This is a genomic window from Jeotgalibaca ciconiae, from assembly GCF_003955755.1.
Taxonomy (GTDB): Bacteria; Bacillota; Bacilli; order Lactobacillales; family Aerococcaceae; genus Jeotgalibaca; species Jeotgalibaca ciconiae.
This window is the reverse complement of the sequence record NZ_CP034465.1, coordinates 1,350,681-1,363,984: the sequence shown is the minus strand read 5'-3', so window position 1 is coordinate 1,363,984 and position 13,304 is coordinate 1,350,681. Positions and strand designations below refer to the sequence as shown.

The 13,304-nt window shown below is 39.1% G+C and carries 12 protein-coding genes; 4 read left to right on the top strand and 8 right to left on the bottom strand.

What is annotated here, in order from left to right:
• Positions 1 to 99: 99 nt before the first annotated feature.
• The 6 genes from EJN90_RS06465 to EJN90_RS06440 form a co-directional block, all read right to left on the bottom strand.
• Positions 100 to 2,022 (bottom strand): carbohydrate-binding domain-containing protein, encoded by a 1,923-nt coding sequence (locus EJN90_RS06465; RefSeq protein WP_126109602.1) that lies wholly within the window; start codon positions 2,020 to 2,022, stop codon positions 100 to 102.
• Positions 2,019 to 2,702: a DUF4956 domain-containing protein gene (locus EJN90_RS06460; protein WP_126109600.1), complete on the bottom strand. Its 684-nt coding sequence runs from the start codon at positions 2,700 to 2,702 to the stop codon at positions 2,019 to 2,021. Before EJN90_RS06460 ends, EJN90_RS06465 begins: the two co-directional genes overlap by 4 nt.
• A complete protein-coding gene (locus EJN90_RS06455; RefSeq protein ID WP_164544025.1) occupies positions 2,699 to 3,448 on the bottom strand; it encodes a polyphosphate polymerase domain-containing protein in 750 nt (249 codons plus the stop codon). Before EJN90_RS06455 ends, EJN90_RS06460 begins: the two co-directional genes overlap by 4 nt.
• Before the next feature lie 304 nt (positions 3,449 to 3,752).
• Positions 3,753 to 4,979, bottom strand: a complete 1,227-nt coding sequence (locus EJN90_RS06450; protein ID WP_126109596.1) for a sensor histidine kinase — start codon at positions 4,977 to 4,979, stop codon at positions 3,753 to 3,755.
• A complete protein-coding gene (locus EJN90_RS06445) occupies positions 4,972 to 5,649 on the bottom strand; it encodes a response regulator transcription factor (protein WP_126109594.1) in 678 nt (225 codons plus the stop codon). The genes EJN90_RS06450 and EJN90_RS06445 overlap by 8 nt, the downstream gene beginning before the upstream one ends.
• 217 nt (positions 5,650 to 5,866) lie before the next feature.
• On the bottom strand, positions 5,867 to 6,988 hold the full coding sequence (locus EJN90_RS06440) for a GerMN domain-containing protein (RefSeq protein ID WP_126109592.1): 1,122 nt from the start codon (positions 6,986 to 6,988) through the stop codon (positions 5,867 to 5,869).
• Between the two features lie 85 nt (positions 6,989 to 7,073).
• Here EJN90_RS06440 and EJN90_RS06435 point away from each other — a divergent pair, with 85 nt between their 5' ends.
• The 4 genes from EJN90_RS06435 to EJN90_RS06420 all read left to right on the top strand — a co-directional run bounded on the left by EJN90_RS06435 (position 7,074) and on the right by EJN90_RS06420 (position 10,724).
• Positions 7,074 to 7,559, top strand: a complete 486-nt coding sequence (locus EJN90_RS06435) for an NUDIX hydrolase (protein WP_126109589.1) — start codon at positions 7,074 to 7,076, stop codon at positions 7,557 to 7,559.
• 355 nt (positions 7,560 to 7,914) lie between these two features.
• Positions 7,915 to 8,688 carry a hypothetical protein gene (locus tag EJN90_RS06430; protein WP_126109587.1) on the top strand — a complete coding sequence of 258 codons (774 nt, stop codon included), beginning with the start codon at positions 7,915 to 7,917 and terminating at the stop codon, positions 8,686 to 8,688.
• Positions 8,689 to 8,782: 94 nt separating this feature from the next.
• Positions 8,783 to 9,646, top strand: a complete 864-nt coding sequence (locus tag EJN90_RS06425) for a hypothetical protein (RefSeq protein ID WP_126109585.1) — start codon at positions 8,783 to 8,785, stop codon at positions 9,644 to 9,646.
• 199 nt (positions 9,647 to 9,845) lie between these two features.
• The gene (locus EJN90_RS06420; RefSeq protein WP_126109583.1) at positions 9,846 to 10,724 is read left to right on the top strand and encodes a hypothetical protein; all 879 of its coding nucleotides are present in this window, start codon (positions 9,846 to 9,848) and stop codon (positions 10,722 to 10,724) included.
• A gap of 92 nt (positions 10,725 to 10,816) precedes the next feature.
• Here the strand turns inward: EJN90_RS06420 and EJN90_RS06415 are convergent, their stop codons facing one another.
• Positions 10,817 to 12,964 (bottom strand): glycoside hydrolase family protein, encoded by a 2,148-nt coding sequence (locus EJN90_RS06415; RefSeq protein WP_126109581.1) that lies wholly within the window; start codon positions 12,962 to 12,964, stop codon positions 10,817 to 10,819.
• Between the two features lie 156 nt (positions 12,965 to 13,120).
• Positions 13,121 to 13,303: a hypothetical protein gene (locus tag EJN90_RS06410; RefSeq protein WP_126109579.1), complete on the bottom strand. Its 183-nt coding sequence runs from the start codon at positions 13,301 to 13,303 to the stop codon at positions 13,121 to 13,123.
• Position 13,304: the final 1 nt, after the last annotated feature.

Genomic DNA, 13,304 nt, shown 5'->3' with positions numbered 1-13,304 from the left:
GTCACTTTTAAAGAGCTAAAATTTTATTTATACAATAAAACGTTAAAATGTGGGAGAAATAAAGGTTGAGACAATTTTCGTCTCAACCTCTCTCATTCTTTATTCGTTAAAATATTCCGGCATTCCTTCATCTGGTCTGCCGCCTTGTCCTCCCGGCATGCCGTTCATACCACCCGGTTGCATGCCGCCCATACCCATGCCACTTCCGTTTGAAGTAACCATATCTTCCAGCGTTAACTCTATTTCCGTACCGTCGATTGCAATGACATACGTTTCCCCGACTACCAAATCTTCAGAACTGAAAATTAAGGAAGAGAAACTCTTCGCTGCCGTCCATGATAGAAGGACCGTGCCATCTGTGCTTTTCACTTCGACTAGAGTTCCAGCAGCATAGGTACTATCTAAGTTATACAATACATTCGCTTGTGTCGAATCACTTGCAAAGCCTTCTGCCATGCCGCTACTTCCTGCTCCTACAATTGTACCACCTTTAATCGTCGTGCCGCCGCCTGAATCAAGGGTTCCATTTCCTGAGTTTTCCGGTCCACTTACAATAATATCGCCACCGTTGATGGTCGTTGTCCCGTTCGAATCCAAACCATCTCCTTGTGCATCCACAACAATTGTACCGCCATTGATGATCAGTTGGTTTTCGTCATTTGATTCAAATGGATTTGCTCCTGGTCGATCCAAGGATGAACCGTCATTTCCCCCTGCAACATTAAAGCCGTCATCGCTTGCCGTTACTTGGATATTTCCCGCATCTACGGTAATGGTACTTCCTTCAATCCCTTCGTAACTATTAATAATCGTAATATCTGCCCTATTCAGCAACAGATCGCTATCTGCATGAATCCCGTCATCTCCTGTATCGGCAATAATACTCCCACCCGATAACGTAATTGTTCCATTTGAGTGAATACTATCATCAGCTGTATCAAAAACAAATTCACCACCATTGATAATGAGTTCATTTCCCGCTTTTAGTCCTTTCGTGCTAGGTGTCTCTTCTGTTTCAGTCTCTTCTGTATTTGTTTCAAAATTATCAAATGGACCCATTGTTTCTGTATGGTCGACTCCATTTTCACTTCCGCCAGCCGTTACAACTTCAAAAGTCCCGCCGGTTACTTGAAGCAGAGTCTCCGCCTGAATGGCATCTCCTTGGCTTTCGATAAAGAATGTACCGGACTCAATGTATACAAATCCACGTCCTGCATCTTCTGCATTATCCGATTGAATCGCATCTTTTTGGGTCGTCAAAGTGAAGGTTCCTTCTTTGATTTTTACTGCATCTTTCCCAGAAAGTCCTTGTCCATTAGCAGTAATATTGTAGGTACCGCTTGTAATAATGAGATCATCTTTCGAAACAATGCCATGTTTTGTATTGGCTTGAATCGTTAATTCGCCCGCTCCATTGAAAGCAAGGTCTGCCTTACTGTAAATAGTACCATCTATCGTACTGCTATCTTCCCCACTACCAATTGTGTCGGTACTCCCTTCTGCATCAGTCAAATAATTTTCACTTCCTTCGTTTAAGGTAATCCAAACTTTGTCTGCTTCTGTTATTGAAATAGGCGCACTCGTTGACGATGTCATATCAACTCCATTTAAAATAATATGCACTTTCTCCGTATCTGCCACAGAAACTACTACTTGACCATCGCTCAAAGTTCCTTCAATCAAGTAATCTCCACCTGCTGTAATGGTGATAATATCATCCTCAACCGCTGCTCCTTCCCCATCTATAGAACTGTTCCCATCTCCGAGTTGAATAGTCGTCACGCTTTCTTCTTCATAGCCCGTTTCCAAATCTGAAGAACTAAACGTCAAGTCATATTCTCCCGAACTCTGTGAGGTTCCTTCACTAACGATTTCTTCAGTTGATGTCATTTCGGAAACTTCACCGCTAGTTTCTGAAGAAGCTGACTCTGCTGCTCCAGTTTTTGCTGTACAAGCTGCTAAAAAACCTGTTAAAAAGACTGCTGTTATCCCTCTTATGAGTTGATTCCATTTTTTTGTCATAAAACTTCTTTCCCTTCTAGTGACCGGCTGCAGCTAATTTCCAAATTCCCATTTCGCGTACGCAAAGCATCAATCAATTGTTTTTCGTTTTTTGCATCCTTCATTTCAACCTGATATTCAACACGAAATAAACTACCCATATTCGTTGTTCTTACGCTTATTAACTCATTTTTCGTTAAATATTCTTCGAATACCTCATCAAATACATTCGTATAATCCAAATTTTCTGGAATAGTAATGCGTAAGAAGCGCTCGCCTGCGCCTTTTTCCGCAAAGGATGACCCGTTTAGCACCAGCATCGTCGCACAGACCATGACTGTAAATAAAATGGCGATTCCCACATAGCCGGTACCTGTCGCAAGCCCCACCGCCATTGCCAAGAAAATGCTGCTAATCTCTTTGGCAGTTCCCGGAATCGAACGGAAGCGCACCAAACTGAATGCTCCTAAAGCTGCTACCCCAGTGCCGACGCTACCGCTGACTAACAAGATGACCATCTGCACGATGGAAGGTAAAACAAACAAGGTAATGACAAAGCCTTTGTTATATTGATTTGTTTTCATGTAACTCCATGCAATCATCCATCCCAAAAATAAACTTGCGACTGTGCACATTAAAAAATCTATCAACGAAAAAGCGGCTGTACTCTCTACTAATAAGCTGTTAAATAATCCATTCATGCACTATATACCTCTTTTTCTGTTTTTTCTTTTGCTTGTGTCTGTAGATAATCCTCATATCCTGTCGAAAATTTAGAAAATTTCGCTGGATAAATAGCTAAATCTGTCAACGCATTTACCAGCCAAAGCGGCATGCCGCCGCTAATCTTTATTTCCATCAATAACTTCTCTTCCGGCAAAATTTCTTTCCCATAAGAGCCTTGTGCAAGCGATAAGTCATAAGTCCTGTAAAGAATATTTTGATCGAATGTCATTCGTACATTTGGATCTTCTTTTCCAAGATAGGCTAGACGTTCGTAAGAAATATACATGGCTGGCTTCAAATCTGGATAGCAAGCCATCACATATTGAAATTCTTTCAGGATTTGATTTGACTCTGTTAGAAGACTGATCTTCTCATGACTTAAAAACCGTTCTGTTCGATTTAGTGGCATACTCGTCCGCCTTTTATAGACAATCCCTTTGTATTTTTTCTTCAATTCAAGAAAGACAGCTTCATTCATTTGCGGCACACCGTAACTGCGCACCCGAACTTTTTCTTTGTAGGTTGGTTTCGACATGGAATGCCGAGCCAAGTACCAAGTATTCGTATCATAGTAGATATTTGAGATTAAATGTTTTCCATATTCATCGAGCTTCATGAATGGTTCCATCTGTTTTAATAGACTTTCCCACTGTTTATAGCTAAGCAAGTATTTGACTTCTTTTCTTTCAAAGATTTTTTGATAATTCCCCATTTCTTTCATTCCCTTCATCTTTGAGTAGCTTTACTATACTTCCACAACCTAAAATCAACCTTAAGTTTCAATGTTTTTTTGATCGTACGTATAATTTCATCTAGTGAACCGATTTTTTAAGTCCACTGAATGAAATTCAAGTCGAATCTCTTCCAGTGGTGTCTTCTCAAAACTGTCACTGGATGAGATCAATGATTATTTTCATCTAGTCCAATCAAAATGACTCGCTCACTAGATGAAATCAGGAATTCCCACTTTTTTTCTGCAAACAAAAAAACCCACAAAGCAGCTGAACTAAACTGCCTTATGGATTTTATAAAGGAAATCGTACGTCAAACTGAATCTGATTTGAAGATGGGGAAGATGCTTCAATGGATCCCCCGTGTTGTCCAACAATTGCTTGTGCAAGAGATAGACCAATTCCATAACCGCCCACACGTTGATTGCGTGACTCGCTTTCTCGGTAAAAACGGTCAAATAATCGATCTAGTTTCTCTGGCAGTGAATCAACAGAATTCGAAACAGATAGAACTACCTTTTTCTTTTCTTTTTTCAATTCTACTTGAATCATTCCTTTTTCAGTTACATACTTCTGTGCATTGTCCAACAGAATCGAACAAACTTTTCGCAGAGATTCCTTCTCTCCTTGAATGACAATAGATTCTTCAATCGATGTAGAAAATGAAATCCCCTCTTGCTCACAAAGCAGTTGAAAAGGAGTGATCTCTTCTCGTACAACTTTACTCAGCTCGATGCTTTCCATCTTTTGTATAAACGATCCTTCCTCCATACGAGCAAGGCTCAACATCTCTTCTACTAGACGATTAAGGCGCACGATTTGATTTCGGGTACTTTGGGTCCATTCACTTTGTCCGTCTATCAATTCTTGTACATCATTATTCGCTGAAATAATCGATAGTGGCGTCTTGATTTCATGCCCTGCATCTGTAATGAATCGCTTCTGTTTATCCAGATTTTCTTGAACAGGCGCAACGATTTTTTTAGAAAAGAAAACAACCAACAACAAAATCATGATCAAACTGGCTATGCCAATAAAAATAGAATTCCTCAAAAAAGATCGGAAAGTTTCCAGTTCTCGGTAATTATCTACAAACAAAAGCAATTGTGTTCCCTCTTCTTGCATGACCTTCCAATAGCGGAAATCATCCAGGTAACCTTTTTCTTTATCCCCTGTAAGTACTGCTTCTCCATAAGATTGGGCTAGCTCGGAGTCAACGGAACGAACCCTGCTTGTATCAATCTGAAGAATTTCTCCTTCTTCATTTGCGATCACCTTAAAAAAACGAGTCTCGAATGGTGTCTCTGAATTAATTGCATTGCCTGGACCAAAGTTGTTTCTGGGTCCTTCCAATTGGGGGAAGCTACCGTCATTTTCTGCTAAAACTTCTAATACTTCATCCGCTCGATTACGAGCATGGATATAGTTGAAGCCATTCAACGCCAGCAAAATTCCTGCCATCACAAAAAACACAGAGCCCATTGTGATAATAATAAATTTATATCGCAGCTTCTCAATCATTGCCTTCCTCCAGAGAATATCCTGCTCCACGAGTTGCAACGATGCGAACCGATGACTGCAGTAGCGCTAATTTTTTACGCATGTTACTAATGTGAACCCAAATACTGTTCATTTCCACATCCGATTCGAATCCCCAAATTTTTTCTAATAACTGGTCCGCCGAAAAGAGGCGGTGCGGATTCTCAATCAATAGTTCCATAATTTGGAATTCTTTATTCGCCAACTTTACTTCCTTGTCTTTACAGGACAATGTTCTGGTTTCACGGTCTAATTTCAAATCACCAAAGGAAAGAATGTCCGCGACAAAAATCGATTTACGTCGGGTCATCGCGCGTACGCGCGCAAGGAGTTCTCCCATAGAAAATGGCTTAGTTAAATAATCATCTGCTCCGCTGTCTAATCCATCAATCCGGTCTTCGACAGCCGATTTTGCAGTTAATAATAAAATTGGTGATTGAGATCCTTCTTCCCGAAGTTTCTTCACTACTTCCACGCCAGAAATTTTTGGCATCATAATATCAAAAATCATACCGTCATATTCAGTTAAATTTGCATAATCATAGGCATCTTGCCCGTCATGAACGACATCTACCAAATAGTCTTGCTTCTCCAGAATGACTTGAACAGCCCGCGCCAGCTCTTTTTCATCTTCTGCTAATAAAATCCGCATGTTCATCCTTCTTCCTAACCCTCATTCGTTGCTCTATTATTTACCCAAACAGAAAAAAATTGCAACTTATTTTTCTGACGAACGTTCAAATCAGTTTTTTATTAAAAATCACCTAGGCAATAATAGCGCATTACTCTTTAGGAAAACGGACAAGTCCTCCTTGGATTAATCAAAAAAAGACGGACCATTACAGTCCGCCTTTTCGCATTTATTTATCCTATTCTGCTACGCCTTCCATATCTACCTTGAAGGATTCGTCTTCTTGCATGGAGTAGTGGCCCGATTCATATGGTGCTCCTTCAATCGTTAAGACCACTTCTTCTACGCCATAGTAAGTTCCGATTGTATTGACAATTCCTTGTAGGAGTAGTGATTCACCTGAACTACCAGCATTCATGTTTGCCACCAATTCTTGTGAGAAATCTACATAGACTCTGCCGTCTTCATTTAAGTACATACTGTTAATCGATGCATCTTCCGGAATCAAACGTCCATATTCGACATCAGGAACTTGTCTCAATAATTCTGTCATTGTTTCGCGAGTCACGTCATTCGTAAAGAATGCTACGCTAACATCTGCTGTCTCAATGCCCATCGCATTTGCATCTGGGAAGAATACTTTGATTGTAGCTGCTTCCGGTGTTTCTTCCGTCTGTTCTTCTAAAGTAGAGGTCACTTCATAACTACCTTCTGTATCAGTCGCAACTTCTTTTACTAAGCCAACGCCGATTGAATAGTAGCGAATATTGATGGAATTTTCTTCAGTAGTGGTAACTTCGATTGATGGAAATACACCAAGCGGCGTCTCAACATCTACATCAACAGCTGTAATTTCGACTGTCCCGCCAGATGGATTTTCCCAGTTATTGCCCACTTCTAGCGGTTCTTGCAATAAAATATTTCCCGCATTTTCGCTCGTTTTATCTAACATATTTTCGCGGAAATAGGTTTCAGGTCGTACAAATTTCTCTACTAATTGGCCATCCGTATATTCCAAAACAGTCACGATGTTCGTACCACTATTTTTTTCTACATATTGGATCCGATTCTCTTCGATATATTGTGGATACAATTCATAAGACGAATACTCGATGCCATCACCTAAATAAGAGGAATAAATACTCTCCATAAACGGGAAATAATCTCCGATTGATGCTGTTTCTTCTTCTGAACTAGATTCCTCAGATTCTGGCATTGATGAACTTTCTTCCGAACTACTTTCAGAATTAACCTCTGAACTCATTACCTCGGAGGACGAGTCTGCATCCTGATCGGTATTCGTACATCCTGTCACAAATAGCGCAAGTAACCCCACCACTAATAAACGATTTTTTTTCAAAACAATCCCTCCTACCAACTTCTTTACCTTATAATAATTATATCATAACAAAACTTCGATACGAATTGATTCGAGGAGGAAAAAAATGACGAAATATTCAACACATTTTGGGGTGTACGGTGTTGCGCTTAAGAATGAAAAATTATTATGTATTAGAAAAAATGCAGGTCCTTACAAAAATCGTTTTGACTTACCCGGTGGTAGTCAAGAAAATGGGGAAAGTTTAACCGAAACACTTTTTAGAGAAGTTTTAGAGGAAACAGGCTGTAAAATAAGCTCTTATCAAAATAACCGAATCTATGATTCCTTTGTAAAAGAAACAGGACGTCCTGACACTGTTCACCATATTTTTGTGCTTTATTCGATTGAGTTCTCAGATGGTAAGAAAAAAGAAATTCCAGCTATCGTTGCCGACGGAAAAAACGATTCCGATGGGGCAATTTGGGTAAAAATTAGTGAGTTGAATGAAGAAAATTCTTCTCCAATCATATTAAAAGTTTTAGAAGAAATAACCCAAAGTAGTAAACTTTTAGAGGCAAGTAATTATTTACATTGGAAAGTAAAATGCTGAAAATATAACTTTTTTAGAGGAGAGTGGGAAAAAAGGCGTTTAGCCCCGAATCACTGGAGCGAATAAGCGCAGGATGGTTGTAAACCATCAGAGCATTATTCGTGAAGTGGACGTCGGGGCTGCCTTTTTGAGCACGTTTACGCTACAATTTTCGGGTATAGTCAAGGGGCTGGAGTTTCTTCCCGGCCCCCTCTTTCATTTATATAAGCTTTGGATTTTTCTAGCACTTCTGCTTGTATCTTCCGCTCATATTTTCTTATGAAGTGTAAAAATTTGTGAACAAAAGCGACTATGATATAATTGAATCAATATAAGTGGTATTTCATTCAGTCAGCAATTATAAAAGGAGAAGAAAATGAAAAAACAATTATTGTTTTTAACAATGTCCGCAACTATATTAACCGCCTGCGCCTCTTCTCAGCCAAACGATGACCAATCTTCTGTCTCTTCTTCAGTAGTTGAAGAGTCTAGCTCCAGTCAGTCTTCTCAAAGCAGCGAGGCTTCTTCGGTTGAGGAATCTGTTTCTTCTGAACCAATAGAAGAATCTTCCTCTAGAGAACAGACTTGGTCTTCCATGGACGAGGCTATTGATTTTTATGAAAATACACTGAGAGCTGATTTGGGAGAAGAACAAGCACGTATCGACTTGGAAAGTAAGTTTTATGACCGGGATGGGTGGGAATTGATTGAGAATGAAGGAGACACGATGGTTCTTTTCAAACCAAATATTGGTAGAGAAGGAGGACAAGCTGTTGAATTTATTAAGAGAAAAGATTATACAGAGATTACCTTTTTTAAAAATGATACTCCCTACCCTGAGCAGCCCGGTACAACAAAAGTCTTCCGCAATGAGGATCACATTCTCATAGACAAGGAGAAGAAAGACTCAAATTCAAGCGGAGTTATTGACCCCTTCACTCCTGAAAATGCTTTTGAGTACATGAAAGAGACAGGAAGATACGGTATCAATGATGATATCGTAGTGGAGTATTCTGTTTACTATGAAGATGAAAATTATTATCAGCTAAAACTAGTCTCCAAGTCCATCCAAGCTCAAGGCGGTAGTGGAACGGTAGGAATTTATCATGTATATGAGGACGGGATAATTGTAGATACCTATGCAGTTTAAAATCTTTTTAATAATCTTCTTTTATATTACATAGAGATTTTTTTCGTCTAAACGTCTTATACTGAAATTTTAAAGCTAATAAAAGGAGAAGAAAATGGAAAAACAATTATTATTTTTAACAATGTCCGCAACTATATTAACCGCCTGCGCCTCTTCTCAGCCAAACGATGGCCAATCTTCTGTCTCTTCTTCAGTAAGTGAAGAAGCTAGCTCCAGACAGTCTTCTCAAAGCAACGCGTCTTCTTCGGTTGAGGAATCTGTTTCTTCTGAACCAATAGAGGAAGAATCTTCGTCTGAGGAACTAACGTGGTCTTCCATGGATGAAGCGATTGATTTTTATGAGAATACATTGATTGCCGAAAAGGGAGAGGAATTAGCGGGAATTGGATTAAATGGTGAGTTTTATGAGCGGGATATGTGGGAGTTGGTTCAGAATGAAGGAGATACCATTGTCCTTTTTAAACCAAATCTTGGCAGAGGAGATGGAAGAAACGCTATTGAATTTGTCAAAGGAGAAGAAAATACGGAGATTACCTTCTTTAAATACAATACTCCTTATCCTGATCAACCTGGAAAAACAAAAACCTACCGCAATGAGGATTATGTACGCATAGATAAAGATGATTCTCCCCTTACTTGGGAATCGATGGATGAAGCTGTTGAATTTTACGAAAATACATACAAAAATACGAGTAACGAAATAAGCAAAGACATTGCTTGGGAAAATTATGACCGAAGCGCTTGGAGCCTAGAAGAATTAGAAGGAAATCATATTGTCTTACACTGGACAAACATTGGAGGAGCAGGTGGCAGTTACGTTGAATTTTATAAAGGAAGAGAATACACGGAAATCCTTGAATATGATGGGAATGCTTCTTACCCTGGTGCGCCTACCAAGCAGTATATCGTTCGTAATATTGACTTTGTTGTGGTTCCTGCAGAAGAAATGGGAAATTAGTATCATTTGTTAAAAATACTTATAGATCTATCAGAAAAAAATAAGGAAGAATAATCTAAAAACTGCAGTTTCATGTTCTTAGGAAAATGCAGTTTTTTTATTCCTGATAGAGTTATCATTATTTTAAAAGAAATATTTATGTTACGATTTAATCAATAGAATGATAGAAAAGGAACAACTCTTTTAGGAGGAGAAAAAAATGAAAAAACATTTCTTATTTTTAACAGTGTCTGCAGCTATGTTAACAGCTTGCTCACCTTCTCAGTCCGATAATGATTCAAGTAGTTCAGTCTCCAGCTCTTCTGCCTCCTCTTCAGTAAGCGAAGAGTCTAGCCAGTCTTCTCAAAGCAGTGAGACTTCTTCGGTTGAGGAATCTGTTTCTTCTGAATCAATAGAGGAAGAATCTTCGTCTGAGGATCTGACCTGGTCTTCCATGGATGAAGCGATTGACTTTTATGAGAATACATTGATTGCCGAAAAGGGAGAGGAATTAGCGGGAATTGAGTTAAACGGTGAGTTTTATGAGCGGGATATGTGGGAACTGGTTCAGAATGAAGGGGACACGATTGTCCTTTTTAAGCCAAACCTTGGTAGAGGAGACGGAGGGCAAAACATTGAATTTGTCAAAGGAGAAGAATATACAACACTTACCTACTTTGAACCGAATACTCCATACCCAGAAGAACCTCTTTCCAAACATGTTGTCCGAAATATAGATTATGTTACTATAGATACGGAGAACATATCCTCTCGCACTTGGGACTCACTGGATGAAGCAATTGATTTTTACGAGAATACGTACAAAAATACTGATAACGAACTAAGTAAAAATATTGACTGGGAGAATTATGATCGGAGCGCATGGGAATTAGAAAACTCAGAAGGGAATCGAATTGTCTTACATTGGACAAAAACTGGAGGTATAGATGGTACTTACATTAAACTCATTAAAAGGAACGAAGAGTATACTGAACTCTACAAATATGAGAATAATACTTCTTATCCCGATTCACCTGCTGTACAATACATTATTCAAAATGATAATTTCACTGTTATCTCCACAGTTGAAATAGGATGATGGATTCTATTACAAAAAAGCAGCCTGAAACTAAGAAACTATCCCTAGTTTTCAGGTTGCTTCAATCTAATAGATTTTTTTAATGGTTTTTATTACTCATTGATTGTACCCCACAATTCCCCAAAACTACCGTCATAAGTTCGACAAGGAATATATCGTTTCTGTCCACTTTCTCCTAAATATTCAAGCCATACATATCCATTGCCAATATGAACTGTGTGATATATCAACGATTCTCCGCTTAAGTAAGTGGCAACGTGATTCCCACTTGCATTTGGAATATCTCGAACTAAGATCGTATCATTTGGAGTAAACACTCCATATTCTGTATATTGACGAATGATTCCTGGTATTTCAGAGTTCCCCGCTTCCCTGTCAGAGATTGTACCCCATAATTCTCCCAATTCTTCATTAACTTCACGGCAAGGAATATATCCTTGCTGACCGTTCCCACGTGAATATTGTAGCCATACATAGCCATTACCCATATGAATAGTATGGTAAGTCAAGGATTCTCCACTTACATAAGTGGCAATGTGATTCCCGGATGTGCTTGGAATATCACGAACAAAAATTGTATCGTTTGGTGTAAAGACACCTGATTCAGCATACTGTTTGATAATTCCTGTATGGACTGGTTTCCCACTAGGAGCGTCACTGATCGTTCCCCACAGTACTCCGAAGTTCCCATCGTATTCGCGACAGGGAATATACCCTTGTTGGCCATTCCCTCGCAAGTACTGAAGCCATACATACCCGTTTCCAATCTGCACAGTGTGATAAAGTACAGATTCTCCACTTAGATATGTCGCAATATGATTTCCCGTAGTACTTGGGATATCTCGAACTAAGATCGTATCATCAGGCGTAAAGATCCCTGATTCAACATATTTTCTGATAATTCCTGTTTGAGTGGGACTGTCACTAGAAATGTCATCGATTGTTCCCCATAATTCTCCAAATGTACCGTTATTATATTCACGACAAGGGATGTATCCTTGTTGACCATTCTCTCGCAGATACTGAAGCCATACATAGCCGTTTCCAATATGGACGGTATGATAGGTCACCGATTCTCCACTTGAGTAAGTGGCAACATGGTTCCCATTTATACTCGGCATATCTCGTACTAAGATAGTATCATTTGGAGTAAAAATTCCTGACTCAGTATATTTACTTTCAATACCTGTATCAGTACCGGGTTCCGGATCTGAACTACCATTATCTGGTAGCTCTCCTTCAACTCCAGAAAATTCCTGAACCATTTCAAGAAATCTCTCCCATTTTATCCCTTCTTGTCCAGCCCTAATTTGTGCTGGACAATCTTTATTATCCCTAGCCCAATAGTTGTGTTGGTAAACATCACTAATGGTTAAACTTTCTTGTTCCATTATGAGAGCCGTCAACTTAGCCATGTTTTCAACTGCTTCGGTATAATTTCCATCCGAATTAATACACCCTTCAATAGCGATCGTATGCATATTACCATCACCTGTGCCATCCAAGGCATGAAAACAGGATACATCGTGTTCGAAAGACTGAACAGCTTCATAATCGTCAACTTGCCAATGCCATGAGCTTACATCTTTATCATAGTCATCTTCTTTATCCATATTTTCCACTTTATCAATTTGCAATTTAGCATGCATTTGGGCATGAGCACCAGGAGCTGGGTTACCTGTTTGATGAATAGTGATTCCGTTTTTCTGATTAACACGTCCAAAACTGTTATAGCCTAGTACAATAGGAGCTAATTTCTTTCTTTTACGAATGGTAGGGGGATCTGAGGGAGATTCTAATTCAGATAAAAACATCTCCACTTCCTCTTCGCGACGTCTGACAATACCAGGATCCACTTCTCCATTGACTTTATTGTAAGTTTTCATTTCCTCTGCAGCTGCTGTCCAATTTTCGTTGTTAATTAGTTCTAAAAGTTCAGAGCCTTCTAGTATATACACTCCTAAATTGAAATGAAAACTTGCCAAAGCATCAAACTGACTTTGATTTAGTGGCACTGTAATAAAATTAAAAATCCCCTCTGTATGACTATCGATATCTTCTTCAAGATAAGTTAGCGCTTCTTCCTCTGTAATAACCATCCCTGGATAGACTCCTTGAGTATGTCCATAACCAATTGTCCATACTCCTGCACCATCTGTATATGCTTCAAGTCTTAGTCCTTCAAATCCTTTAATGAAATCTATTCCTCTTTGAGAAATTTTCATATTCTCGTTTACCATTTAACTCTCTCCTCTTCTTTTTTCTCTTCTACCTTTTGTTTACCTCACTACTACTTCTAATGTTTCCATTGCATTTATTACATCTTTCAATCATTTCTCGAAACGGCTAATGCCGATGAGTTTGGTTAATTCTTCCATATTCTCCTCCTACTCCTTTCATGGTTCCTGGAAGGAACAGGCTGCTACGATTTTGATACAAAGCAGGTAGTATTCCTGTAAAAAGTCATCTTGATCCTGCAGAGCCACTCCTCTCAAGTTCTTCCAAAAAAGCGGTTGAAGACGCTTCAAGATATAGGCATAATTTTTTTCTTTGAAAGCATACACTAGTTGGTCATCCATA

What these genes read in the sequence shown, in the direction of transcription:
- EJN90_RS06465 (WP_126109602.1), bottom strand. Translation starts at nt 2,022, where the DNA reads ATGACAAAAAAATGGAATCAACTCATAAGAGGGATAACAGCAGTCTTT.
- EJN90_RS06460 (WP_126109600.1), bottom strand. Translation starts at nt 2,702, where the DNA reads ATGAATGGATTATTTAACAGCTTATTAGTAGAGAGTACAGCCGCTTTT.
- EJN90_RS06455 (WP_164544025.1), bottom strand. Translation starts at nt 3,448, where the DNA reads ATGAAAGAAATGGGGAATTATCAAAAAATCTTTGAAAGAAAAGAAGTC.
- EJN90_RS06450 (WP_126109596.1), bottom strand. Translation starts at nt 4,979, where the DNA reads ATGATTGAGAAGCTGCGATATAAATTTATTATTATCACAATGGGCTCT.
- EJN90_RS06445 (WP_126109594.1), bottom strand. Translation starts at nt 5,649, where the DNA reads ATGCGGATTTTATTAGCAGAAGATGAAAAAGAGCTGGCGCGGGCTGTT.
- EJN90_RS06435 (WP_126109589.1), top strand. Translation starts at nt 7,074, where the DNA reads ATGACGAAATATTCAACACATTTTGGGGTGTACGGTGTTGCGCTTAAG.
- EJN90_RS06430 (WP_126109587.1), top strand. Translation starts at nt 7,915, where the DNA reads ATGAAAAAACAATTATTGTTTTTAACAATGTCCGCAACTATATTAACC.
- EJN90_RS06425 (WP_126109585.1), top strand. Translation starts at nt 8,783, where the DNA reads ATGGAAAAACAATTATTATTTTTAACAATGTCCGCAACTATATTAACC.
- EJN90_RS06420 (WP_126109583.1), top strand. Translation starts at nt 9,846, where the DNA reads ATGAAAAAACATTTCTTATTTTTAACAGTGTCTGCAGCTATGTTAACA.
- EJN90_RS06415 (WP_126109581.1), bottom strand. Translation starts at nt 12,964, where the DNA reads ATGGTAAACGAGAATATGAAAATTTCTCAAAGAGGAATAGATTTCATT.
- EJN90_RS06410 (WP_126109579.1), bottom strand. Translation starts at nt 13,303, where the DNA reads ATGGATGACCAACTAGTGTATGCTTTCAAAGAAAAAAATTATGCCTAT.